Below are 23486 nucleotides of genomic sequence, written 5' to 3' on the forward strand. Positions count from 1 at the left end.
AGCCGGGCTCGTGCGGCAGGGTGCGAGCATGCGCATCGTCGTCGTCGGGGGCAGCGGCCACATCGGCACCCACCTCGTGCCGCGCCTCGTGCGCGCCGGGCACGAGGTGGTCAACGTCAGCCGGGGCAGCAGCACCGCGTACGCCGACGCACCCGAGTGGGCGAGCGTGCGGCAGGTGCGCGCCGACCGCGAGCAGCAGGACGCCGAGGGCACCTTCGGCCGCACGGTGCTCGACCTGCAGCCGGACGCCGTCGTCGACCTGGTCTGCTTCACGCTCGACTCGGCGCAGGCGCTGGTCGACGCGCTGCGCGGCGAGGTCGGGCACCTGCTGCACTGCGGCTCGATCTGGCGGTACGGCCCGACGACGCAGCTGCCGATCCGCGAGGGCGGGGGTACGCCGGCGGTCGGTGAGTACGGCACGCAGAAGGACGCGATCGCCCGGATGCTGCAGCGCGAGACCGCCGAGACCGGGTTCGCCACGACGTCCGTGCACCCCGGGCACATCGTGGGGGAGGGCTGGCTGCCGATCGGCCCGCTCGGCAACCTCGACCCGTCGGTGTGGCGCACGCTCTCGGCCGGGCAGCCGCTCGCCGTCCCGGGCATCGGTGCCGAGCTGATGCACCACGTGCACGCCGACGACGTCGCGCAGGTCTTCGCGCTCGCCGTCGAGCACCGCGACGAGGCGGCCGGTGAGGACTTCCACGCGGTGGCCCCCACCGCGCTGACGGTCCGCGGCTACGCCGAGACCGCGGCGAGCTGGTTCGGTCAGACGGCCGACCTGCACCCGGTCAGCTGGGACGCATTCCGCGAGGCGACGACGATGGAGTTCGCGGACCAGAGCTGGGAGCACCTGTCTCGCAGTCACTTCGTGAGCACCGACAAGCCGAGCGCCCTGCTCGGCTACGCGCCGAGGTACGACGCGGCGTCCGCCGTGCTGGAGTCGGTGCGCTGGCTGATCGAGCACGACCGGCTCGACGTCGCCGGCCCGCTCACGGTCTAGAGACGCCGACGGGCGCGCCCACCGTGAATCGGTGGACGCGCCCGCAGGCTCTGTCTCACAAGGGGATCAGGCGAGGGTCGAGGCGTCGATCACGAACCGGTAGCGGACGTCGGACGCCAGCACCCGCTCGTAGGCGTCGTTGATCCGGTCGGACGAGATGACCTCGACCTCGGCGCCCAGCCCGTGCTCGGCGCAGAAGTCGAGCATCTCCTGGGTCTCGGCGATGCCGCCGATCATCGAGCCGGCGAACGAGCGACGGCCGCCGATGAGGCTGAAGGCGTTGACCGGCAACGGCTCCGGCGGGGCGCCGACGTTGACCAGCGTGCCGCCGATCGTCAGCAGCGACAGGTAGGCGTCGACGTCGATCGGCGCGCTGACCGTGTTGACGATCAGGTCGAAGCGGCCCTCGAGCTGCTCGAACGTCTCGGGGTCGCTGGTCGCGAAGTAGTGGTCGGCGCCGAGCCGCAGGCCGTCCTCCTGCTTCTTCAGCGACTGCGAGAGCACGGTGACCTCGGCGCCCATCGCGTGCGCGAGCTTGACGCCCATGTGGCCGAGCCCGCCGAGGCCGACGACCGCGACCTGCTTGCCGGGGCCGGCGCCCCAGTGGCGCAGCGGCGAGTAGGTGGTGATGCCGGCGCACAGCAGCGGGGCCGCGGCGGCGGGGTCGATGCCCTCGGGCACGGTGAGCACGAAGTCGGCGTCGACGACCACGTGGGTCGAGTAGCCGCCCTGCGTCGTGGTGCCGTCGCGGTCGGTCGAGGCGTACGTGCCGACGTTGCCCTGCAGGCAGTACTGCTCGTCGCCGGCCAGGCAGCTGGCGCACTCGCCGCACGAGTTGACCATGCAGCCGACGCCGACGCGCTGGCCCACCTGGTGCTTCGTGACGTCGGCGCCGACCTCGGCGACCGTGCCGACGATCTCGTGGCCGGGCACGACCGGGAAGGGCTGCGGGCCCCAGTCGCCGTTCACGGTGTGGATGTCGGAGTGGCAGATGCCGGCGTACTCGATCGCGATGAGCACGTCGTTCGGGCCGACCTCGCGGCGCTCGATGGTCGTGGGGGCCAGGGGCTCCCCGGCTGCGGGGGCGGCGTAGGCGGTGACGCGCATGCTCGGTGGTTCTCCTTGGAGCTCGGGTTCGGGATCGTCGGCGGCAACACCGACCCCGGCCACCGCATGCCCCGACCGACCGTCAACCCGAGGTGAGGAAGGTCTCGACCACCTCGACGAAGCGCTCCGGCTCCACGTCGTGCACCAGGTGCCCGGCCTCGATCGTCATGAGGTGGCCGTCGGGCAGCGCGCGCGCCAGGTCGGCCACCTGCTCCTGCGGCACGTGGCTGGTGGGGCCGCCGCCGATCACCAGCGCGGGCGCCCGGACGCCGGCGACGACCGCACGCCATCGGGGGTCCGGGTCGTCGATCTCGGGCCGCACCTGCTCGACGACCCGCCAGTCGAACGCCAGGTCGCCCGGCGGGCGGGCCGGCGGTGCAGGCGCCCGGGGGCGCAGCAGGCCGACGTCCTCCAGCACCAGCCGGCGCACCAGGCCGGGGTGGGCGGCGGCGACGTCGAGCGCGACGAGCCCGCCGAGGGAGTGCCCGACGAGGTCGACCTGGCCGTCGGGGAGCCGCGGCAGCAGCGCGGCCACGTCGCCCGCCATCAGCGCGATCGAGTACCGGCCGGGCCGGTCGCTGGCTCCGTGCCCGCGCAGGTCGACCGCGTGCACGAGCCGCGCCGACGCGAGCGCCGGCGCCACGACGTCCCAGGCCTCGGCGGTGTCACCGGTGCCGGGCAGCAGCACGAGCGGCGGGTGGTGGACGACGTCGGGGCGCCAGGTGCGGACGCCCAGCACGACGGCGCCCACCGGCACCCTCGCCGTCGTGGGGTCGGCCGTCATGCGGCCGGCTCGACGGGCTGCCGCAGGATCGTGCGCAGCCGGTCGGGCGTGCTGCGCCGCGGGTCGCCGAGGTAGACCTCGTGGTGGTGGCCGGTCAGGCGCAGCCCCTGCGCGGCGGCGAACGCGTGCAGCGCCTCGATGACCGGGCCCTCCTCGTCGTACGGGCCGACGTGCAGGGTCTGCACGACGAGCCCCTCGTCGAACGGCTCGAGGCGCACGCGGTCGAGGGCGGGTGGGGCCGATCGCCGCGCCGCGTCCCGCGCCGCCTCGACGTGCTCGCCGGTCACCCAGTCGGGCACGGCGATCAGCAGTCGCCAGCTCCAGGCGCCCTTGTCGCGTGCGCTGGTGAACGCAGCGAGGTCGTCGGACCACCACAGCGCCTCGAGCGGCATCACCACGTGGGCGCGCTCGGGCTGCTGCCGGCCGATCGCCTTGAGGCGGTAGGCGAGCGGGTAGAGCGAGGTGACGGCGTCGGCGTACTCGCGGGACGTGTTCGGGTCGCCGCGGCCGTCGACGGCCAGGTGCTGCAGCGGCGGCACCTGCACGACGTCGAACCGGCCGCGCCGGGCGGTGTAGGCGGGCAGCCGCTTCAGGTCGAGCACCACCCGCCACCTCCCGGACGTCGCAAGTGGCTCAGTCTGCCGAGGGAGGGTCGCTGCGCGCGAGCCCTCGTCCGCGGCCCGGGGCTGGTGCAGCCGTCGTCGCGGCGCTGCGTGTCGCCTCGCTCCAGAGACGGTGCGCCGGTTCGTCCCGCTCGCACCGCGTCAGCCGCCGCTCGCCACGCGGCGCAGCCACTCCTGCAGCAGCGCGCGCAGCACCTCGGGCTGCTCGTGCGGCAGGGCGTGCCCCGCGTCGTCCAGCACCGCCAGCGCCGCGTGCGGGTGCCGGCCCGCCGGCTCGGCGGCCGCCGCCCACCCGACCGTCGCGTCGAGCCGGCCGGCCACCACGAGCACCGGCCCGGCGTACGGGGGCCCGTCGTCGCGCACCGCCCAGCGCGCGCCGATCCGGGCCGCCGCCTCCTCGTCGACGATCGCGGCCGCCGGCGCGACGTAGCGCTCGTACCGCTCGAGGGTCGACGGCGTCTGGATCACGAGGTAGCCGCGGTAGCCCTCGTCACCGAGCCGGCCGTCGCCCACGACCACCCGGTGCGCCGGGACGTCGTGGGTGCCGGCCAGCAGCGGGCAGACGAGGGCGAGGCCGGCGACGAGCGAGGGGCGCCGCTGCGCCACGGCGAGCGCGAGGTACCCGCCGGCGGAGTGGCCGACCAGCAGCACCGGCTCACCGTCGCCGGCGAGCTGCGCGAGCTCGAGCAGCGCGTCGACGACGTCGTCGGCACCCCGCAGCGACGGCGGTGCGGCGGTGCGGCCGTGCCCGGGGAGGTCGGGGTAGAGCCGGCGCAGTCCCGCGCCGTCCAGCGCCGGCTCGAAGCACGCCTCGGCCTCGCGGTGGTCGACCCCGGCGCCGTGCAGCACCAGCACCGGCCGTCCGCTGCCGTGCTGCACGACGTGGAAGTCGACCCCGCCGGCCCGCACCTAGCCACCACCCAGCGCCGCGCCCGCGGCGTCGCCGCCGACGAACGCGAGCAGCCCGGCCAGCAGGCTGACGACCACGTTGACCACCGCAGCCGGCAGCCGCCGCTCCTCAAGCAGCCGCACGGTCTCGAACGAGAACGTCGAGAACGTGGTGAGGGCGCCGCAGAACCCGGTGCCGACCAGGGCGCTCACGGCCGCCCCGCCGCGCCCGGCGCCGAGCAGGCCGGTGAGCAGCCCCAGCACCAGCGAGCCGGCGGCGTTGACGGTGATCGTGCCCCACGGCACCCGCGACCCGTGCCGCGCCGACACCAGCCGGTCGACCAGGTAGCGGGTGGGCGCGCCGACGACCGCGCCGACGACGACGAGCAGCCCCGTCACGAGCGCGCCCCCGCCGGACGACGCCGCACCAGCCGGCGCGCCGCGGCCAGCCCCACCGCCACCGCCAGCAGGCCCCCGACCACGCTGAGCAGCAGGTACAGCGCGGCGAGCGGCAGCCGGCCGGCGTCCGCCATCGCGTGCACGTCGCCCGTCGCCGTCGAGAACGTCGTGAACCCGCCGAGCACCCCGACCCCGGCGAACGGGCGCAGGTACCGCGAGCCCGGCCGGACGTCGGTGACCACCACCATCAGCGCCCCGAGCAGCAGCGACCCGACCAGGTTCGTCACCAGCGTGCTCACCGGGAACGCGCCGGTGCGGTGCGGCACCGCGAGCGCCAGCCCCCACCGCGCCAGCGCCCCGAGGCCGCCGCCGGCTGCGATCACCGCCAGCACGTCGAGCTGCCCCCGCACCAGCGGAACCGGTGCTCGCAGCGCTCGGCCGGCGTCGGGGTCGACCGGCTCGCGCGCCCCTCCGGGCAGGCTCACGGCGCTCCTCCCGGTCGTGGTGCCACGCGTCGGCGCGAGGATACGGGGCCGGGGCTATCCAGACCGGGCGCCGACCCGCGACGTCGACCGGGTGGCGCCGTGGCGGCGGGCGAGCCAGCGGCGGGAGTGCGCGGCCACCGGCATCCGGGTGCCGGCGTACACGACGCCGCCGCGCAGCCGGGCGGCGAGCGCCAGCCAGGAGCAGACGGCGCGCTCGAGGCCCCAGGCCGGTGCCCAGAGCGGCACGGTGGCAGGCACCCCGCGCCAGGCGCCGGCCCGCAGCCAGCCGGCCAGCGACAGGGCCACCGGCACCAGGGCCAGCCCGAGCAGCCACTGCGGCCGGGTGACGGCGGCGACCAGGCAGACGGGCACGGTGGCGAGGGCCGGTACCAGCCGCCAGGGCTGGGCGAGGTCGTCGTAGGCCTGCCGCACCCGCTGCGACCAGAAGTGCGCGGCGCTCGGCGGCACCCGGGGCACCAGCACGTCGGGCGCGTCGACGACCCGGCCACCGGCCGCGCGCACGGTGCGCAGCAGCTCGAGGTTCTCGAAGAGCACCCGCGCGTCCCACCCGCCGGTGCGCCGCAGCGTGCTGCGCCGGACGCCGAAGGTGCCCGGCCAGTCACCGCCCAGACCGCGGCCGACGAGCTGGCGGGCGCCGTCCCAGCGCGCGTGCCAGGGCCACTGCGAGAACACGTTCTGCGGGCGCACCAGGTCGGCGTCGTCGAGCAGCCGCACCACCTGCGTCAGCGTGTCGCGGTCGTAGCGCACGTCGTCGTCGGCGAGCACCACCCGCTCGTGCCGGGCCAGCAGCACGCCGGTCATCGCGCCGACGACCTTGCCGTTGACGCCCACCGCCGTGCCGCCGGTCGGGGCCACGTGCCGCGCGGACGGCGCCCAGGCGCGGGCGTGCTCGGCGAAGCGGTCGGGGCACGAGCCGTCGACCACCGTCACGTCGGCGAGGCCGGACAGCCCGCGCAGGTAGCCGGCCATCGCCTCGACCTCGGCGGCGTGCTCGGCCGCGGGCAGCCGGTCCCAGCGCACGGGGATCACCACCTCGGCGTCGAGGCGATCGGGGCGCGTGGGAGCGGTGGGGGACGTGGTGCGCGACACGGGAGGCACCTACCCCGTGGCCACGGCCCCATGCCCGAGCGGGCGAGGCGGCCGGCGCGCTCGGCGTCCGGCGACTCAGGGAGCAAGATCAACTGGCCGAGAGGGGGTGGTCACTGCCGGTGCCGGGGCTCGGGAGCGACACCACCCGACCGCGACCGGAGACCGACGACACCCATGAGCTCGAACCGCAACCGACGACACGCGACCACGACCAAGCTCCTCGCCGCCATCGCGGCGTTCCTGACCGTCCTCGTCCCCGCCAGCGCCATGGCGGCCGGCGCCAAGCCGGGCAAGGTGCCCGTGTTCAGCAAGAAGATCGAGGCGGCGCCGCAGTACGTCGGGCAGACCGTCTGCTCGCCCACCGCGAAGAAGGGCACCCTCGCCCTGCAGAAGTGGCTGATGACCCGGTACGCGGGCACCGGCAGCAGCGGCATCGTGCGCGGCTGCGCCACCGGCGGCAAGAGCGAGCACAAGGAGGGTCGCGCCTTCGACTGGCGGGTCAGCGTGCACAGCGCGAAGAACCGCGCGCAGGTCAAGGCGTTCATGAAGCTGGCGTTCGCCACCGACAAGTACGGCTCGAAGGACGCGATCGCTCGCCGCATGGGGATCATGTACCTGATCTGGGACGACACGATCTACAGCGCCTCGCGCGGCTATCAGGGCGTCCCCTACCGCAACGCCGGCTGCCCGAAGAAGAAGAAGCTGTCGGCCTGCGGCGACACCCTGCGCCACCGCAACCACGTGCACATCTCGCTGAGCTGGGCCGGCGCCAAGGGCACGACGTCGTTCTGGGACGGCACGGTCAGCGGCGCCGCCACCCCGCCCACCACCAAGCCCACCAAGCCGACCAAGCCCGCGCCGAAGCCGACGAAGCCCGCCCCGAAGCCGACGACGCCGCCGGTGCTCGACCAGGCGAAGCGGCCCGTCGTGACGCTCGGGCTGAAGGGCACCTCCACCGGCACGACGACCACGTTCTCGCTGCGCAAGGGCACCACGTACCGCCTCGTCGCGTCCGGCACCTACGGGTTCGGTCCCGGCACCCGCGTCGCCGACGCCGCCTGCTCGTGGCACCGGTCGGACGACGCGCAGTGGTCGCGCACGGCCGAGAACACGACCTCGGCCACCCGGCTGAAGGTGCTCGTCGGCGGCGTCAGCCGCTGGTGGTCGCTGACCGGCGGCGACTGCGACCGCGAGTCGCACACCTACGTGTGGGACTACACGCCCACGAAGACCGGCCCGGTCACGGTGAAGCTCGACGACACCGTGCGCACCGACAACACCGGCTCGCTCAGCGTGCGGGTGCTGCGCGCCGGCGCGAACCCGTGGCCGTACCGCGCGGCGCTCCCGGCGATGCCGGCCGAGCCGCAGGCCGCGGCGGTCGACACCGCCGGCGACCCGCTGGAGGACGAGACCGTCGAGCTGTCGCCGACGGCGGCCACCACGACGACCGGCGTCCTGCAGGCCGGCCGCAGCTACCGGGTCACCGTGTCGGGCACCTTCACCGCCGGTGACGGCGTGCTGAGCGACGGCGAGTGCACGCTGACCGCCACGGGCAGCTGGCAGCGGGCCCGCACCTCCGAGCCGCTCCGCCCGAGCATGGACGCCTACGACGTCTACCTCGACGGCACCGACCTGCAGTCGACCGGCTGCAGCGCCGACCACGTCTACACCTACGTGTACCGGCCCGACCACGACGGCAAGGCGTCGCTGGCGGTCTGGGACACCCACCCGGACGACGACGAGGGGTCGCTCAGCGTGCGCATCGAGCGCCGGCACCGCCAGAGCTGACCCGACCCGCCGCACGGCCCCGACCCGCCCTAGGGTCGGGGCCGTGCTGCGCATCCGGACCGCCACCGACGCCGACTGCGGCGAGCTGCTCACCGTGCAGCGCGCGGCGTTCGTCGGCGAGGCGCTGCTGCAGGGCACCCCCGTGCTGCCGCCGCTGACCGAGCCCCTCGACTCCGTGCGGGCCGCGGTCGCGTCGCCGGACGTCGTGGTGCTCGCCGCGCTCGACGAGCGGCCGGGCGGTGGCGAGCGGGTCGTCGGCTCGGTGCGCGTGCGGGTCGAGAACGGCACCGGCCACGTCGGGCGGATCGCCGTCGCGCCCGACCAGCAGGGCCGCGGCGTCGGCAGCCGGCTGCTCGAGGCCGCCCACGACGCCGTCGACGTCGAGCGCTTCGAGCTCTTCACCGGTGCCGTCTCGGCGAGCAACCTGGCCTGGTACGAGCGGCGCGGCTACCAGCGCGTCCGCGAGGGCCACGACGAGCACGGCATCGACGTCGTGGTGATGCAGCGCCCGGCCGGCTACCAGCCGCCCACCGCGCGGCCCACCGCGTAGGTCACCGCCATGGCGAGCGCGCCGCCGACCACGGTGCGGCGCACCGCCTTCGACACACCGGCGCCGCCCAGCCGGGCGCTCGCCACACCCGTCACCACGAGCGCGAGCAGCACGGCGACGAAGGTCACCGGGACCCGCAGCGCGTGCGGCGCCAGGGTGATCGCGAGCAGCGGCAGCAGCGCGCCCACCACGAACGACGCGGCCGACGCGCCGGCCGCCTGCCACGGGTCGGTGAGGTCGTCGGGGTCGATGCCGAGCTCGGCGTCGACGTGCGCGGCGAGCGCGTCGTGGGCGGTCAGCTGCTCGGCGACCTCGTGCGCCAGCTCGGGCGTCAGGCCCTTCGCCTCGTACAGACCGGCGAGCTCGGCCAGCTCGGCGTCCGGCATCTCGCGCAGCTCGCGCGCCTCCTTCGCCAGCAGCGCCTGCTGGGTGTCGCGCTGCGAGCCGACCGAGACGTACTCGCCGGCCGCCATCGACAGCGCGCCCGCGACCAGACCCGCGACGCCCGCGGTGAGCACCGCGCCCCGGCTCGCCGTGGCACCGGCCACGCCGACCACGATGCCGGCCGTCGAGACGATGCCGTCGTTCGCACCCAGCACGCCGGCCCGCAGCCGGTTCAGCCGCGCACCGACCGACGCGCCGTGCTGCTCGCCCTCGTGCGGGTGGACGTCGGGGGTGGCGCTCACGCCGCTGCCGGGCCGCCGCCGAGCCGGGCCGCCCAGTCCTGCGCCCGGTGCGCCAGCTCGACGTCCAGCTGCGTCACGCCGCCGGCCGAGTGCGTCGAGCAGCGCACCAGCACCGAGCGCCAGCGCACGTCGAGGTCGGGATGGTGGTCCATCTGCTCGGCCTCGAGGCCCAGCTCCTGCACGAACCGCATCGCCGCCGTCCAGTCGGGCAGCTCGTAGCGGGCCACCAGGGCGGCGCCGTCGAGCGACCAGCCCGCCAGGTCGCGCAGCTGGCGGGTGGTCTCCTCGGCGTCGAGCAGCCGGCTCAGAGCGCGCCGCCCGCGGCCGCCGGGGCGGTGGCGTCGCCGGCCTCGGCGGCCATCTCGCGCGCCACGAAGTCCTCGAGGTGGAACATGTTGTCGCCGGCGCGCCGGGCGATCGTGAGCAGCGTGGTCATGGAGGCGACCTCCTCGACCTGCTCCTTCAGGAACCACTGCATGAACTGCTCGCCGCGGTAGTCGCCCTGGTCGCGAGCCGTCTTGGCCAGCCGCTCGATCTGGTCGGTCACGACCTTCTCCTGCTCGAGCGCGAGCTGGATCGGCTCGACGGCGTCGCGGAAGTCGGTGCGGACGTCGTCGACGCCGGGCACCTGCACCTTCTCGTCGCAGTCGAGCAGGTACTGCACCATCATCATCGCGTGGTTGCGCTCCTCGACGGACTGCGCGTAGAAGTGCGCGGCCATCCGGGGCATGTCGAAGTCGTCGAACCAGACCGCGACCGCCACGTACTGCTGCGAGGCCGTGAACTCGTTGCGGATCTGCTGACGCAGCAGGTCGAGGAAGGAGGCGCTCATGGGACCCGAGCCTACTGAACCGGTGGTGGAGCACGTCGTGCTCGTGCTGCCCGAGCGCGACGCCGCCGAGCGGCTCGCCGACGGCCTGCGCGGGCGCGGGCTCGCCGTCGACGTGCACCGCGACGCGCTCGCCGGCGACGACGACGCCGAGGACGCCCAGTGGCTCGCGGTCGTGGCCGTGCCGGCGTCCGACGAGCCGCTCGTCGACCGGGCCGGCCTGGAGGACCTCGCGGCCCAGTTCGACGGCTGGGTCGAGCCGGCCGGCTGAGCAACTAGACTCGGGTCGCTCCCTGACTTCTGACGAACGGCTCCTCCATGCCCCAGCGCACCCGCGACGACATCCGCAACATCGCGATCGTCGCCCACGTCGACCACGGCAAGACCACGCTGGTCGACGCCATGCTCTGGCAGTCCGGCGCGTTCGGCGCGCACCAGCACGTCGACGAGCGGGCCATGGACTCCGGCGACCTCGAGCGCGAGAAGGGCATCACGATCCTCGCGAAGAACACGGGGGTGCGGTACCGCGGGCCGGCGGCGCCCGAGGGCGGCGTGACCATCAACATCATCGACACCCCCGGCCACGCCGACTTCGGTGGCGAGGTCGAGCGCGGGCTGTCGATGGTCGACGCCGTGGCGCTGCTCATCGACGCCTCCGAGGGGCCGCTGCCGCAGACCCGCTTCGTGCTGCGCAAGGCGCTCGAGGCCCGGCTGCCCGTCATCCTCGTGGTGAACAAGGTCGACCGGCCCGACGCCCGCATCGGCGAGGTCGTCGACGAGACGTACGAGCTGTTCCTCGACCTCGACGCCGCCGAGGACCAGATCGAGTTCCCGATCGTGTACGCCTCGGCCCGCGCCGGGCGCGCGTCGCTGAACCGGCCGGCCGACGGCGGCATGCCCGACAGCGACGACCTCGAGCCGCTGTTCCGCACGATCCTCGAGACCGTGCCCGCGCCGGTCTACCACGACGAGGCGCCGCTGCAGGCGCACGTCACGAACCTCGACGCGTCGCCGTTCCTCGGCCGCATCGCGCTGTGCCGGATCCACGAGGGCACCATCCGCAAGGGCCAGCAGGTCACCTGGTGCCGGCACGACGGCACCCAGCAGCGGGTGAAGATCACCGAGCTGCTCATCACCGAGGCGCTCGAGCGGGTGCCCGCCGAGCAGGCCGGGCCGGGCGACATCATCGCCGTCGCCGGCATCCCCGAGATCACCATCGGCGAGACGCTGGCCGACCCAGAGAACCCGATCCCGCTGCCGCTCATCACGGTCGACGAGCCGGCGATCTCGATGACGATCGGCACGAACACCTCGCCGCTGGCCGGCCGCGGCCCGACGAAGAACACGAAGGTCACCGCCCGCCTGGTGAAGGACCGCCTCGACCGCGAGCTCATCGGCAACGTGTCGATGCGGGTGCTGCCCACCGAGCGGCCCGACGCCTGGGAGGTGCAGGGCCGCGGCGAGCTGGCCCTGGCCATCCTCGTCGAGCAGATGCGCCGCGAGGGCTTCGAGCTGACCGTCGGCAAGCCGCAGGTGCTGACCCGCGAGATCGACGGCAAGGTGCACGAGCCCGTCGAGCGGCTCGTCGTCGACTCGCCGGAGGAGTACCTCGGCGCGATCACCCAGCTGCTCGCCGTCCGCAAGGGCCGCATGGAGCAGATGACCAACCACGGCACCGGCTGGATCCGCATGGAGTTCCTGGTGCCCTCGCGCGGCCTCATCGGGTTCCGCACCGAGTTCCTCACCGAGACGCGCGGCACCGGCATCGCCCACCAGGTGTTCGAGAAGTACGAGCCCTGGTTCGGCGACCTGCGCACCCGGCCGAGCGGCTCCATGGTCTCCGACCGCACCGGCGTCGCCACGTCGTACGCGATGGCGAACCTGCAGGAGCGCGGCACGATGTTCGTCGACCCCGGCACCGAGGTGTACGAGGGCATGGTGATCGGCGAGAACTCCCGCGCCGACGACATGGACGTCAACATCACCAAGGAGAAGAAGATGACCAACGTCCGCTCCAACGCGGACGAGCTGGAGCGGCTGGTGCCGGCCCGCAGGCTGTCGCTGGAGCAGTCGCTGGAGTTCTGCCGCGACGACGAGTGCGTCGAGGTCACCCCGGACGCCATCCGCATCCGCATGGTGCAGCTCGACTCGCACGAGCGGGAGAAGCAGCGCGGTCGCGCTCGCCGCGCCTGATCGGGGGCGTCACAGAGGGGGCGACTGCGGACGAACCGGGAAGGTCTCGCGGCGGTCACGATTGGGCAACGGGCGGGCACGGGTGTTGCCGCACGCTGCCACCGCTGGCATAGAGTCGCCAACGGTTCGAAGTGCTCCCACGAAAGGTCTTCCGGCGATATGACGATCGCAGCGGCAGGTGCTGAGCAGGAGAGCCATGCCGCCGAAGGAGTCACTGGCGTCACCGCGGTCGCAGGCCGCTCGCCGGCGCAGATCGCGTTCTCGCGGCTGCGGCGCGACCGCGTGGGCACGATCAGCGCGATCGTGGTGGTGCTCGTCGTGGTCATCGCGGTGTGCGCGCCGCTGATCACCCACCTCGTGGGCGTGACGCCGAACGACACCAACACGAACCTGATCGGCGACGGCGCGCTGCCGAAGTTCGGCCCGCTGCACAGCGGCATCACCGGCGACCACCCGCTGGGCATCGAGCCGGGTACCGGCCGCGACACGCTGGCCCGCCTGCTCTACGGCGCCCGGATCTCGCTCATGGTCGCGCTGCTCGGCACGGTGCTGACGACGATCCTCGGGGTCTTCTTCGGCATCCTCGCCGGCTACGGCCGCGGCCGCCTCGACGCCGGCCTCGGCTACCTGATGGACCTCATCCTCAGCTTCCCGCAGCTCATCCTGCTGGTGGCGCTGAGCCCGGTGGTCGTGCAGGTCTTCGACGACCGGCTGGGCATCCAGGGCAACTCGGCCCGCATCAGCTTCCTGATCATCGTGTTCGGCGTCTTCGGCTGGCCCTACCTGGCCCGCATCGTGCGCGGCCAGGTGCTCAGCCTGCGCGAGCGCGAGTTCGTCGAGGCCGCGGTGTCGATGGGCGCCGGCACACCGCGCATCCTGACCAAGGAGATCCTGCCCAACCTCTGGGTGCCGATCCTCGTCTACTCCTCGCTGCTGCTGCCGAGCTACATCTCCGCCGAGGCGGCGCTGTCGTTCCTCGGCGTCGGCGTGGGGGAGCCCACGGCGACCTGGGGCAAGATGCTCGCCGACTCGGTGACCACGCGGAACGTCGACCCGCTGTACCTGTTCATCCCGGGTACCGCGCTCTTCATCGTCGTCCTCTCGTTCAACCTGCTGGGCGACTCCGTCCGCGACGCGCTGGACCCGCGGGCGGGGCGCGCCTGACCGGCGGGGCCCAGCGGCCCCGCACGCACCACCACACACAGACTCCCCGGCCGGACGCCGGGAGCGACCCCCGCTCTGCCGGGGGTCGGACGGACCGGGCCCACAGGCGCCCGGCCCTCGACCAGGAGGAGACGACATGAGCAAGGCCAGGACCGGTCTTCGCTTCGTGGCCCTCGCCGGCGTCGCAGCGCTCGCCCTCGCGGCGTGCGGCGGCGGCGACGACAGCAGCGGCGGCGGCGCGAGCAGCGGCGGCTCGGCGAAGGGGGAGAAGGGCGGCACGCTGACCTTCCTCACGAACGCCGAGAAGATCAACCACATCGACCCGCAGCGCAACTACACCGGTGAGGACCTCGCGTTCTCGAGCGCCTACCTCGAGCGCACCCTCACCGCGTACAAGCTGAGCAACGACGGGACCGAGGCCGGCAAGCTCGTCGGCGACCTCGCCACCGACACCGGCAAGCCGAGCGAGGGCGGCAAGACCTGGGCCTTCACGCTGCGGGACGGCGTCAAGTGGGAGGACGGCTCGGACGTCACCTGCGCCGACATCAAGTACGGCATCTCGCGCACCTTCGCCCAGGACGTCATCACCGACGGCCCGACGTACGCGATCAGCCTGCTCGACATCCCCAAGGCGTCCGACGGCACCTCGACCTACAAGGGCCCGTACGTGACGTCGAAGAACGACACCGCGTCGTTCGACAAGGCCGTCGAGTGCTCCTCCGACGCCAAGACGATCACCTTCCACCTGAACCAGGCCGTCGGTGACTTCAACTACACCGTGACCCTGTCGTCCTTCGCCCCCGTGCCGAAGGCCAAGGACACCGGTGAGAAGTACGACCTCAAGCCCGTCTCGAACGGCCCGTACAAGATCAGCGAGTACACCCCGGGTCAGCAGATGGTGCTCGACCGCAACCCGAACTGGTCCGCGGACACCGACCCCTACCGGCCGGCGTTCCCCGACAAGGTCGTCATGAAGTTCTCGGTCGAGGCCAGCGTCATCGACCAGCGCCTGCAGGCCGACGCCGGCGAGGACCAGGGCGCCGTCTCGCGCGACCCGCTGCAGGTCGCCTCGCTGACGCCCGTCTTCAACGACGAGCGCTTCGCGAACCGCCGCATCAACGAGTTCGACCCCTACGTGCGCTACATCGCGATCAACACGAAGAAGGTCCCGAACCTCAAGCAGCGGCAGGCCATCCTGGCCGCGACCGACCGCGCCGCGCTGCGCACGATCGTCGGCGGCTCGTACGCCGGTGACCTGGCCGACGGCGTCATCAAGCCCAACCTGCCGGCCGACTACGCGCCGACCGGTCTGTGGACCGGCCTGCTCGGCGACAAGGTGCCGGACACCGGCAACGTGGAGCTCGCCAAGAAGCTCATCCAGGAGTCGGGTGAGCCCATGAAGGAGATCACCTACGACTACGCCAAGGACCCCGACACCGACAAGGTGGCGGCGAGCCTGCAGGAGTCGCTGGGCAAGGCCGGCATCAAGCTGAAGCTGAACCCGCTGCCCCAGGGCGAGTACTACTCCATCGTGCAGAACAAGCAGAAGGAGAACGAGCTCGCCTCGGCGGGCTGGGGTCCGGACTGGCTGAACGCCTCGACGGTCATCCCCGAGCTGTTCACCCCCGGTGGCGGCTTCAACCTCTCGCAGTCGGACGACGCCGACTTCAACGCCAAGGTCGCGACCGCCAAGGCCGAGACCGACCGCGCCAAGCAGGGCGAGATGTGGAAGGCCCTCGACAAGGAGGCCGTGCAGCAGGCCTGGGTCCTCCCGACCCGCTTCGGTCGCGAGCAGCGTCTCGCCGGCTCGAAGGTCGGCAGCGCGAGCGGTCCCGACGGCAAGGTGTACCTGTGGGCGCCGTACGGCTCCTGGAGCTACGCCGACATGTACGTCAAGAAGTAGTCTGCCCAGCAGGCTGAGCACCACCGACTGACGGCCCGGGGGCGGGTGCGAACCACCCGCCCCCGGGCCCTCGGCTGGGTCCGCTGGACCCGTGCCGATCCCAGCCCAGACCCGGAGGCCGTTCCGTGGGGACCTACATCGTCCGGCGCGTCATCGCGATGCTGCTCATGCTCGTCGCGCTGAGCATCGTCACCTTCCTGCTCTTCCAGGCGCTGCCCGCCGACCCGGCCGCCCTCACCTGCGGCAAGTCCTGCAGCCCGCAGGTCATCGCGCAGAACCGGATCCGCCTCGGCTACGACAAGCCGCTGCACGTGCAGTACGCGAAGTTCGTCGAGGGCATCTTCGTCGGCCGCGACTACGGCAGCGGCACCGCGACGTTCCACTGCGACGCGCCCTGCCTGGGCTACTCCTTCAGCCGCAGCTCGGACGTCACCGACCTGATCAAGGACCGCCTGCCGGTCACCTTCGCCGAGGCGATCGGGGCCTGCGTGCTCTGGCTGCTGCTCGGCACCGGCATCGGCGTGCTCGCGGCGCTCAAACGCGGACGCTGGCCGGACCGGTTGTCGATGGGCCTGGCGCTCGTCGGCTACTCGTTCCCGACGTTCTTCATCGGCCTGGTGCTGCTGTTCTTCGTGGTCTTCAAGTTCAAGATCATGGACTACCCGTCGTACACGCCGTTCGCCGACGACCCGGCGGCCTGGCTGCGGTCGATGATCCTGCCGTGGATCACGCTGGCGGTCATCTACGCCGCGTTCTACGCCCGGCTCACCCGCAACCAGATGCTCGAGACGCTGGGCGAGGACTACATCCGCACCGCCCGCGCCAAGGGCCTGAGCGAGCGCACGGTCATCGGCAAGCACGGCCTGCGCGCCGGCCTGACCCCGATCGTCACCGCCGCCGGCCTCGACCTGGCCACCCTGCTGGGTGGCGTCATCATCACCGAGCAGGTGTTCGGCCTGCCGGGCCTCGGCGCGCTGTCGCTGAGCTCGGTGCTGCAGAGCGACCTGCCCCTGATCACCGGCACCGTGCTGGTGGCCGCGACGTTCATCATCTTCGCCAACCTCGTCGTCGACCTCCTGTACGCCGTCATCGACCCCCGAGTGAGGCTGGCATGAGTTCGTTCCTCGAGGTCGAGGACCTCCAGGTCCAGTTCACGACCGAGGACGGCGTCGTCCGGGCGTGCGACGGCGTCTCGCTCGACGTCGACAAGGGCCGCACGCTGGCGATCGTCGGCGAGTCCGGCTCGGGCAAGTCGGTGACCAGCGCCGCGATCATGGGCCTGCACAACCGCCGCCGCACGAAGATCACCGGGTCGATCCGGCTCGACGGCGAGGAGATCGCCCAGGCGACGCCCGGCCGGTTGCGCGAGCTGCGCGGCAAGCGGATGGCGATGATCTTCCAGGACCCGCTCAGCTCGCTGCACCCCTTCTACACGGTGGGCAAGCAGCTGGTCGAGGCCGCGCAGGTGCACCAGGACCTGAACCGCTCGGACGCCAAGAAGCGGGCGATCGAGATGCTGACGAAGGTCGGCATCCCGAACCCGGTGCGCCGCGCCGACGAGTTCCCGCACCAGCTCTCGGGTGGCATGCGGCAGCGCGTGATGATCGCGATGGCGCTGATCAACGACCCCGACCTGCTGATCGCCGACGAGCCGACCACGGCCCTCGACGTCACCGTGCAGGCGCAGATCGTCGACCTGCTCAAGGAGCTCCAGAACGAGTTCGGCACCGCGATCATCCTGATCACGCACGACCTGGGCGTCGTCGCCGAGACCGCCGACGACGTCGCGGTCATGTACGGCGGCCGCGTGGTCGAGCGCGCCCCCGTGCGCCCGCTGTTCCACGACCCGCAGATGCCGTACACGTGGGGGCTGCTCAGCTCGCTGCCGCGGCTGTCGGACGAGCGCGGCGACCGGCTGAAGCCGATCCCGGGCTCCCCGCCGTCCCTCATCAACCTGCCGAAGGGGTGCGTGTTCCGCCCCCGCTGCCAGTACCACCAGTACGTCGAGGGCACCAAGTGCGACGACGTGCGCCCCGAGCTCGACGAGGTGCGCACCGGCCACCGGGCCCGGTGCCACCTGAAGCTGGCCGACCGCGAGCGCCTCGCGGCCGAGCGGCTCGACCTCGACACCGCCAGGGAGGGCGCGTGAGCGACGCGATCCTGCAGGTCACCGGCCTGCAGAAGTGGTTCCCGATCAACCAGGGCCTGCTGCGCCGGCACGTCGGCGACGTCAAGGCCGTGGACGGCGTCACCCTCGGGGTCGGCGAGCGGGAGACGGTCGGGCTGGTGGGCGAGAGCGGCTGCGGCAAGTCGACCGCCGGCCGCACGATGCTGAAGCTGCTCGAGCCCACCGGCGGCAAGATCGAGTTCGAGGGTCAGGACATCACGTCCCTGAACCGCAAGGGCATGGTCATGCTGCGCCGGCAGATGCAGATGATCTTCCAGGACCCGTACAACTCGCTGAACCCGCGGCACACCGTGGGCACCATCGTCGGCGCGCCGTACGAGATCCAGGGCATCACGCCCAAGGGCGGCGTGAAGCGCGCGGTGCAGGAGATCATGGAGCGGGTCGGGCTGAACCCCGAGCACTACAACCGCTACCCCAACGAGTTCAGCGGCGGCCAGCGGCAGCGCATCGGCATCGCCCGCGCGGTCGTGCTGCGCCCGAAGGTGATCATCGCCGACGAGCCGGTGTCGGCGCTGGACGTGTCGATCCAGGCGCAGGTGGTGAACCTGCTCGAGGACATCCAGGACGAGTTCGGCCTGTCGTACATCGTCATCGCGCACGACCTGTCGGTGGTGCGGCACATCTCCGACCGGGTCGCCGTCATGTACCTCGGCCACCTGGTCGAGCTCGCGCCGGCCGACGACCTGTACGAGAAGCCGCTGCACCCGTACACGACCGCGCTGCTGTCGGCCGTGCCGGTGCCCGACCCCGACTCGGCCCAGCGCCGCGAGCGGATCCTGCTGCAGGGCGACCTGCCCTCGCCCAGCGACCCGCCGTCGGGCTGCGTGTTCCGCACCCGCTGCTACAAGGCGCAGGACCGCTGCGCCACCGAGGTGCCGCTGCTGCGCGAGCTCGAGCCGGGCCACACCGTGGCGTGCCACTTCCCGGAGAGCGGTGGGCGCACCGCCACGCAGGCCGAGTCGGCGGACGTCAGGACCGCGTGACCCGGCGCCTGCTGCTGGTGCACGCCCACCCCGACGACGAGACGCTCACCACCGGCGCCACGATGGCGGCGGCGGCGGCCGACGGGGTCGAGGTCACCCTGGTGACCTGCACGCTGGGTGGCCGCGGCGAGGTGCTGGCGGACGGCGACGAGTCGCTGGCCGCGCTCGAGGGCGACGACGCGGCGCTGTCGGCGCACCGTGCCGACGAGCTCGCCGCGGCGATGCAGGTGCTGGGCGTGCACGACCACCGGCTGCTGGCCGACGGCCGGTACCGCGACTCGGGCATGACGTGGGTCGAGCCGGGCATCGCCGGCCCGGCGCCCGACGCCCCCGAGGACGCCTTCGCGCTGGCCGACGTCGACACCGCGGCCGGCGAGCTGGCGGCGGTGCTGCGCGAGCGGCGTCCGCACGTCGTCGTGACGTACGACCCCGACGGCGGCTACCGCCACCCCGACCACGTGCAGGCGCACCGCGTGACGGTGCGCGCGGTCGAGCTGGCGGCGCCCGAGTGGCGGGTGCCGCGGCTGCTGTGGGTCCAGGTGCCGCTCGGCGACGCCCTCGACGAGCGCGAGCAGGTGCGCGAGGCGGCCGCCTCCGCGATGCTGCCCGAGCCCCTGCTGCCGGGCCCGGACGCCGACGGCTGGCCGCCCGCCGTGGCCGACGACGACGCGTTCGCCGTCGTGGTCGACGCACCGACGCACCTGACGGCGAAGAGCGACGCGCTCGCCGCGCACGCCACCCAGGTGCGGGTCGCGCCGCCCTGGTACGCGCTCTCGAACGGCGAGGCCCGGCTGCTGACGGCCCGCGAGGGCTACGTGCTCGGCGCCGGCGAGCCGGTGCCCGACGCCCCGGCGTCCGACCTGTTCGCGGGGCTCGCGGTCGACGACGACGAGGACCCGCCCACCACGCCGTGACCGGCCCCCACGCGCTGTGACGGGTCGCGTGCCGTCCGAGTGAGAACGGGCGCACCGGCGCCCGGCGTGGGGGAGGGTGGGCCCAGCACCACCCGCCACCCACCGGAGGTACCCGTCGTGACCGACCGCCAGGACGTGCTCGCTGCCGCGGCCTCCGACCGCCCGCTGCAGGGCGCCGACGTCGGGGCCGCCCGCGAGCGCACCCGGCGGCGCCGGCTGTGGCGCATCGCGGCGGTGCTCGCCCCGGTGCTCGTCGTGCTCTGGGTGAAGCTGCTCGCGGGTGACCCGGTGGGCCTGCCCGACGTGCACGTCGACCCGCTGGTGGTGGCGCCGACCGTCTTCTTCGTGCTGCTGCTGCTGGTGATGGCGGGCAGCATGCTCGGCAACGGCCGCTCGCCGCACGTGGTGTTCCGCCCCGAGCAGATCGACGTCCGGCTCGACGACGTCGTGGGCATCGACGGCGTGAAGCGCGAGGTCGTGCGCACCCTGAACCTCTTCCTGGCGCACAAGACGTTCGCCACCGAGATGGGTGGCCGCTCGCGGCGCGGCGTGCTGTTCGAGGGCGCGCCCGGCACCGGCAAGACGCACACCGCGAAGGCGCTGGCCCGCGAGGCCGGGGTGCCGTTCCTGATGGCCACCGCGACGTCGTTCCAGTCGGGCCTGCAGGGCGCCTCGCAGCGCAAGGTGCGCAGCTTCTTCAAGGCCCTGCGCAAGGCCGCCCGCCAGCACGGCGGCGCCATCGGGTTCATCGACGAGTTCGACGCGATCGCGCTGGCCCGGCCCGGCACCGCGATGACGGCGGCGTCGACCGCGGTGGCGCCGGTCGGCAACCTGCTGCACGGCTGCGGCGGGCTGGTCGGCCTGCCCATGCAGGGCGCGCCGACCGGCCCGGTCACCAGCGGGTACACCGGCGGCGGCGACGGCCAGATGACGGTCAACGAGCTGCTGGTGCAGCTGCAGTCGTTCGAGATGCCCACGGCGGGGGAGCGGCTGCGCGGCAAGCTGGCCGACGCCGTCAACCTCGTGCTGCCGGCGCACCGCCAGCTGCGCGGCCCCGCTGCCCAGGTGCCCAACATCCTGCTGCTCGCCTCGACGAACACCGCCTCGCGGCTCGACCCCGCGCTGCTGCGGCCCGGCCGCTTCGACCAGCGGCTGACCTTCGACCTGCCCTCGAAGGTCGGACGCCGGGCGCTCGTCGACCACTTCCTGGCGCGCAAGGCGCACGACCCCGAGCTCGACGCCGACGAGCGCCGCGACGCGCTCGCCGCGATCACCACCGGCTACAGCCCGGCGATGGTCGAGGGACTGCTCGACGAGGCCCTGGTGCGCGCGGTCGACGCCGGACGCCGGTCGATGAGCTGGGCCGACGTCGAGCACGCGCGGCTGGTGACGCAGGTCGGCATCGGCCAGCCGGTCACCTACACCGCCCACGAGGAGCGGCTCATCGCCACCCACGAGGCCGGGCACGCGACCGTCGCCTGGCTGGTGGCACCCACGCGCCGCCTCGAGGTGCTGACGATCATCAAGCGCGGCGACGCGCTCGGGCTGCTGGCCCACGACGACGGCGAGGAGGTCTTCACCCAGTCGCGCACCGAGATGCTCGGGCTGATGCAGATCGCCATGGGTGGGCAGGTGGCCGAGGAGCTGTTCTTCGGCGACGTGTCGACCGGCCCGGCCGGCGACCTGCAGTACGCCACGAAGGTCGCGGCGAGCATGGTGGGCGTGGCCGGCATGGTCGACACCCTCATCTCGTTCGGGGCGGTCGAGCAGGGTGCGTTCGACGCCGCCGGGATCGTCGGCAAGGTGCTCGGCGACTCGGCCGGACGCCGGATGGTCGAGGACCTGCTGCAGGCCCAGCGCGACGCCGTCCGCGAGCTGCTGGGCGCGAACCGGCACCTCGTCGAGGCGCTGCGCGACGCGCTGCTCGACCGGCACGAGCTCATCGGGCACGACATCACCGACGTGCTCGAGGCGGCCCGGGCCGCGCGGGCCGACGCGGTGCGGGTCATCGACCTGACCGAGGCGGCAGACCGGGTCGCCGACCGGCCCGCCGCCGACTGACCCGCCCCGGCTGCGACAATCGCCGGGTGCCCGAGCCCGTCGAGCGCCGCAGCGCCGGCAACCAGCTCGCGGCCGGTGTGCTGGGCCTGGTGCTGGGGGCCTCGGTCGCGCTGCTCGGCACGGTGGGGCACCAGCTCGTGGCCGTCGCCGGCGGCACGCGCTGGCCGGTCGGCGTCGCGGTCTCGGTGGCCCTGACCGGTTGCGCCGCGGGGCTGCTGCGCGGCATCGGGGTGCCGTTCCTCGGCGACGCCGCCATGGTGGCGGGCTGGCTGACGGTGGTCGTGCTCGCGTCGCTGCCGACGTCCGAGGGCGACCGGCTCATCGTGCAGGACGGCCGCGGCACCGCGTGGATGCTCGGCGGGTTCACCGCGCTGGTGGCCGTGCTGGTGCTCGCGCGGCCGCGCCGTCCGGCGTCTAGGGTCGAGCCGTGAGCGAGCGGTGACCGGGGACGCGACCGGCGTCGAGGCCGCCCGCTACCGACGGGCCCTCGGCCGCTTCCCCACCGGCGTCACGGTGGTCACCGCGCGGGTCGGCGACATCGACCACGCCATGACCGCGAGCGCCTTCACCAGCGTCTCGCTCGACCCGCCCCTCGTGCTGGTGTGCGTCGAGCAGGAGGCCCGGTTCCACGACGCCGTCGAGCAGGCCCAGGCGTGGGGGGTGTCGCTGCTCGAGCAGGGGGGCCGTCCGGTGTCGCAGTGGCTCGCCACCCGCGGGCGGCCGCTGCACGGCCAGCTCGACCGCGTGCCGCACCGCCGGGGCGCCGTCACGGGCGTGGCCCTGCTGACCGACAGCGTCGCGACGCTGGAGGTGCGCACGACCGCCCTGCACGCGGCGGGCGACCACTCGATCGTCGTCGGCGAGGTGGTGTCGGTCGGGCTGCCGGACGAGCCGGGTCCGCCGCTGGTCTACCACCGCGGCGGCTACACCCACCTGGCGTGACAGCACCTTCGTCGCGTCAGACGAGCACGCGGTACTGGTAGCCGTGGTGCGGCACGAAGCCCACCCGGTCGTACAGCCGCCGGGCCGGCGCGTTCGTCTCGGCGACCTGCAGGTAGCCGCTGCGGTCGCCGCGCGTCAGGCCCCACTCGGCGATCGCGCCGAGCAGCCGCCCCGCCAGCCCGCGCCGGCGGTGCTCGGGCACGACCTCGGTCGCCGTGACGCCGGTCCACCCGCGCGAGGAGGCGCCGCGCGCGACGGCGACGGTGCGACCGGTCTCGCCGCGGACGGCGGCCAGCACCTGGCCGGGCGCGGAGCGCAGCAGCCGCTCGGCGACGCCCGGCAGCGGCTCGCCGCGGTAGCGGTAGACGCCGAGCCAGGCGTCGTCCGGCGCGTCGAGACCGACCAGCGACCAGCCGGCGGGCAGCCCGCTCGACCCGGGCGGCACGGTGGCGGCGGCCACCTCGCGCAGCGCCGCGGTCAGCACGAGCGTCGGCGTGTCGAGCCGGTAACCGCGCTCGCGCAGCAGCAGGTCGAGAGGGGTGCGGCGCGCCCCGCCGTCCGGTGACGGGTCGACCTCGGCGTCGAGCGGCCACGACACCGCGAACCGCGGTGGCAGCCCGCGCTCGCGGTACCAGGCCTCCGCCAGCTCGAACGCGCCGGTCGGGTCGGTCGGGTCGGGTGCGCCGCCGAGGTCGCCGAGCGCCAGCACCGAGTTGGCCCGGGCGGTGAAGCCGTCCGCGGCGCGCAGCCGCCACCGGTCGCCGAGCAGCGCCTGCTCGAGCGGCCGCCAGCCGTCGGCCGCGACGTCCTCGCGGTCGTCGATCCCGAGCGCGCGGTGCGGCTGCCCGCGCCGGGCGGGGGGCGGCGGCACCGGCTTGCCGGCCAGCAC

At 73.7% G+C, this 23486-nt stretch carries 25 protein-coding genes; 14 read left to right on the top strand and 11 right to left on the bottom strand.

Annotated features, from left to right (window positions below):
• The first annotated feature begins 28 nt into the window (after nt 1-28).
• The gene (locus ACYVI6_RS09760) at nt 29-1000 is read left to right on the top strand and encodes an NAD-dependent epimerase/dehydratase family protein (protein WP_460446188.1); all 972 of its coding nucleotides are present in this window, start codon (nt 29-31) and stop codon (nt 998-1000) included.
• 66 nt (nt 1001-1066) lie between these two features.
• Here the strand turns inward: ACYVI6_RS09760 and ACYVI6_RS09765 are convergent, their stop codons facing one another.
• The 7 genes from ACYVI6_RS09765 to ACYVI6_RS09795 all read right to left on the bottom strand — a co-directional run bounded on the left by ACYVI6_RS09765 (nt 1067) and on the right by ACYVI6_RS09795 (nt 6396).
• Nucleotides 1067-2107: an NAD(P)-dependent alcohol dehydrogenase gene (locus ACYVI6_RS09765; RefSeq protein WP_460446189.1), complete on the bottom strand. Its 1041-nt coding sequence runs from the start codon at nt 2105-2107 to the stop codon at nt 1067-1069.
• Nucleotides 2108-2189: 82 nt separating this feature from the next.
• A complete protein-coding gene (locus tag ACYVI6_RS09770) occupies nt 2190-2891 on the bottom strand; it encodes an alpha/beta fold hydrolase (protein ID WP_284288040.1) in 702 nt (233 codons plus the stop codon).
• Nucleotides 2888-3493 carry a GyrI-like domain-containing protein gene (locus ACYVI6_RS09775; RefSeq protein ID WP_460446190.1) on the bottom strand — a complete coding sequence of 202 codons (606 nt, stop codon included), beginning with the start codon at nt 3491-3493 and terminating at the stop codon, nt 2888-2890. Before ACYVI6_RS09775 ends, ACYVI6_RS09770 begins: the two co-directional genes overlap by 4 nt.
• Before the next feature lie 162 nt (nt 3494-3655).
• A complete protein-coding gene (locus ACYVI6_RS09780) occupies nt 3656-4423 on the bottom strand; it encodes an alpha/beta fold hydrolase (protein ID WP_460446191.1) in 768 nt (255 codons plus the stop codon).
• Nucleotides 4424-4801 (bottom strand): fluoride efflux transporter CrcB, encoded by a 378-nt coding sequence (gene crcB, locus ACYVI6_RS09785; RefSeq protein ID WP_284288036.1) that lies wholly within the window; start codon nt 4799-4801, stop codon nt 4424-4426.
• Nucleotides 4798-5286, bottom strand: a complete 489-nt coding sequence (locus ACYVI6_RS09790; RefSeq protein WP_460446192.1) for a fluoride efflux transporter FluC — start codon at nt 5284-5286, stop codon at nt 4798-4800. The genes crcB and ACYVI6_RS09790 overlap by 4 nt, the downstream gene beginning before the upstream one ends.
• A 54-nt stretch (nt 5287-5340) precedes the next feature.
• Nucleotides 5341-6396: a glycosyltransferase family 2 protein gene (locus ACYVI6_RS09795; RefSeq protein WP_460446193.1), complete on the bottom strand. Its 1056-nt coding sequence runs from the start codon at nt 6394-6396 to the stop codon at nt 5341-5343.
• 174 nt (nt 6397-6570) lie between these two features.
• Here ACYVI6_RS09795 and ACYVI6_RS09800 point away from each other — a divergent pair, with 174 nt between their 5' ends.
• Nucleotides 6571-8184, top strand: coding sequence for a hypothetical protein (locus tag ACYVI6_RS09800; protein WP_460446194.1), 1614 nt, complete (start codon nt 6571-6573; stop codon nt 8182-8184).
• 43 nt (nt 8185-8227) lie between these two features.
• Entirely contained in the window at nt 8228-8734 is a 507-nt protein-coding gene (locus tag ACYVI6_RS09805; RefSeq protein WP_460446195.1) for a GNAT family N-acetyltransferase, read from the top strand.
• Here the strand turns inward: ACYVI6_RS09805 and ACYVI6_RS09810 are convergent.
• The 3 genes from ACYVI6_RS09810 to ACYVI6_RS09820 are packed head-to-tail and all read right to left on the bottom strand — an operon-like array spanning nt 8701 to nt 10252.
• Entirely contained in the window at nt 8701-9420 is a 720-nt protein-coding gene (locus tag ACYVI6_RS09810) for a VIT1/CCC1 transporter family protein (protein ID WP_460446196.1), read from the bottom strand. The genes ACYVI6_RS09805 and ACYVI6_RS09810 overlap by 34 nt on opposite strands.
• Nucleotides 9417-9728: a 4a-hydroxytetrahydrobiopterin dehydratase gene (locus ACYVI6_RS09815; RefSeq protein WP_460446211.1), complete on the bottom strand. Its 312-nt coding sequence runs from the start codon at nt 9726-9728 to the stop codon at nt 9417-9419. The genes ACYVI6_RS09810 and ACYVI6_RS09815 overlap by 4 nt, the downstream gene beginning before the upstream one ends.
• Nucleotides 9725-10252: a ferritin gene (locus tag ACYVI6_RS09820; RefSeq protein WP_460446197.1), complete on the bottom strand. Its 528-nt coding sequence runs from the start codon at nt 10250-10252 to the stop codon at nt 9725-9727. The genes ACYVI6_RS09815 and ACYVI6_RS09820 overlap by 4 nt, the downstream gene beginning before the upstream one ends.
• Between ACYVI6_RS09820 and ACYVI6_RS09825 the strand changes: the two genes are divergently transcribed.
• From ACYVI6_RS09825 to ACYVI6_RS09875, 11 genes are all read left to right on the top strand, one after another.
• Nucleotides 10251-10520 (top strand): hypothetical protein, encoded by a 270-nt coding sequence (locus ACYVI6_RS09825; protein WP_460446198.1) that lies wholly within the window; start codon nt 10251-10253, stop codon nt 10518-10520. The two genes, ACYVI6_RS09820 and ACYVI6_RS09825, sit on opposite strands and share 2 nt — an antisense overlap.
• 47 nt (nt 10521-10567) lie before the next feature.
• The gene (gene typA / locus ACYVI6_RS09830) at nt 10568-12442 is read left to right on the top strand and encodes a translational GTPase TypA (RefSeq protein WP_460446199.1); all 1875 of its coding nucleotides are present in this window, start codon (nt 10568-10570) and stop codon (nt 12440-12442) included.
• A gap of 159 nt (nt 12443-12601) precedes the next feature.
• Nucleotides 12602-13606, top strand: a complete 1005-nt coding sequence (locus ACYVI6_RS09835) for an ABC transporter permease (protein ID WP_460446200.1) — start codon at nt 12602-12604, stop codon at nt 13604-13606.
• A gap of 136 nt (nt 13607-13742) precedes the next feature.
• Complete coding sequence (locus ACYVI6_RS09840) at nt 13743-15509, top strand: ABC transporter substrate-binding protein (RefSeq protein WP_460446201.1); 1767 nt, start codon at nt 13743-13745, stop codon at nt 15507-15509.
• Nucleotides 15510-15634: 125 nt separating this feature from the next.
• Nucleotides 15635-16624, top strand: coding sequence for an ABC transporter permease (locus tag ACYVI6_RS09845; RefSeq protein WP_460446202.1), 990 nt, complete (start codon nt 15635-15637; stop codon nt 16622-16624).
• On the top strand, nt 16621-17658 hold the full coding sequence (locus ACYVI6_RS09850; protein WP_460446203.1) for an ABC transporter ATP-binding protein: 1038 nt from the start codon (nt 16621-16623) through the stop codon (nt 17656-17658). Before ACYVI6_RS09845 ends, ACYVI6_RS09850 begins: the two co-directional genes overlap by 4 nt.
• Nucleotides 17655-18680 (top strand): ABC transporter ATP-binding protein, encoded by a 1026-nt coding sequence (locus ACYVI6_RS09855; RefSeq protein WP_460446204.1) that lies wholly within the window; start codon nt 17655-17657, stop codon nt 18678-18680. The genes ACYVI6_RS09850 and ACYVI6_RS09855 overlap by 4 nt, the downstream gene beginning before the upstream one ends.
• Nucleotides 18677-19594: an N-acetyl-1-D-myo-inositol-2-amino-2-deoxy-alpha-D-glucopyranoside deacetylase gene (mshB, locus tag ACYVI6_RS09860; RefSeq protein ID WP_460446205.1), complete on the top strand. Its 918-nt coding sequence runs from the start codon at nt 18677-18679 to the stop codon at nt 19592-19594. The genes ACYVI6_RS09855 and mshB overlap by 4 nt, the downstream gene beginning before the upstream one ends.
• Before the next feature lie 117 nt (nt 19595-19711).
• Complete coding sequence (locus tag ACYVI6_RS09865; protein WP_460446206.1) at nt 19712-21655, top strand: AAA family ATPase; 1944 nt, start codon at nt 19712-19714, stop codon at nt 21653-21655.
• Nucleotides 21656-21681: 26 nt separating this feature from the next.
• Nucleotides 21682-22086 carry a hypothetical protein gene (locus tag ACYVI6_RS09870; protein WP_460446207.1) on the top strand — a complete coding sequence of 135 codons (405 nt, stop codon included), beginning with the start codon at nt 21682-21684 and terminating at the stop codon, nt 22084-22086.
• A 7-nt stretch (nt 22087-22093) separates the two neighbouring features.
• A complete protein-coding gene (locus ACYVI6_RS09875; RefSeq protein ID WP_460446208.1) occupies nt 22094-22597 on the top strand; it encodes a flavin reductase family protein in 504 nt (167 codons plus the stop codon).
• A gap of 16 nt (nt 22598-22613) precedes the next feature.
• Here ACYVI6_RS09875 and ACYVI6_RS09880 read toward each other — a convergent pair.
• Nucleotides 22614-23486, bottom strand: an 873-nt coding sequence (locus tag ACYVI6_RS09880; RefSeq protein WP_460446209.1) for a GNAT family N-acetyltransferase, incomplete at its 5' end; no start/stop codon positions are given.

The organism is Angustibacter aerolatus (genome assembly GCF_054776675.1).

Excerpts from the sequence above, each read along its gene's own strand:
- ACYVI6_RS09835 (WP_460446200.1), top strand. The coding sequence starts at position 12,602 with ATGACGATCGCAGCGGCAGGTGCTGAGCAGGAGAGCCATGCCGCCGAA.
- ACYVI6_RS09850 (WP_460446203.1), top strand. The coding sequence starts at position 16,621 with ATGAGTTCGTTCCTCGAGGTCGAGGACCTCCAGGTCCAGTTCACGACC.
- ACYVI6_RS09770 (WP_284288040.1), bottom strand. The coding sequence starts at position 2,891 with ATGACGGCCGACCCCACGACGGCGAGGGTGCCGGTGGGCGCCGTCGTG.
- ACYVI6_RS09820 (WP_460446197.1), bottom strand. The coding sequence starts at position 10,252 with ATGAGCGCCTCCTTCCTCGACCTGCTGCGTCAGCAGATCCGCAACGAG.
- ACYVI6_RS09800 (WP_460446194.1), top strand. The coding sequence starts at position 6,571 with ATGAGCTCGAACCGCAACCGACGACACGCGACCACGACCAAGCTCCTC.
- ACYVI6_RS09760 (WP_460446188.1), top strand. The coding sequence starts at position 29 with ATGCGCATCGTCGTCGTCGGGGGCAGCGGCCACATCGGCACCCACCTC.
- ACYVI6_RS09825 (WP_460446198.1), top strand. The coding sequence starts at position 10,251 with ATGGGACCCGAGCCTACTGAACCGGTGGTGGAGCACGTCGTGCTCGTG.
- typA (WP_460446199.1), top strand. The coding sequence starts at position 10,568 with ATGCCCCAGCGCACCCGCGACGACATCCGCAACATCGCGATCGTCGCC.
- ACYVI6_RS09765 (WP_460446189.1), bottom strand. The coding sequence starts at position 2,107 with ATGCGCGTCACCGCCTACGCCGCCCCCGCAGCCGGGGAGCCCCTGGCC.
- ACYVI6_RS09840 (WP_460446201.1), top strand. The coding sequence starts at position 13,743 with ATGAGCAAGGCCAGGACCGGTCTTCGCTTCGTGGCCCTCGCCGGCGTC.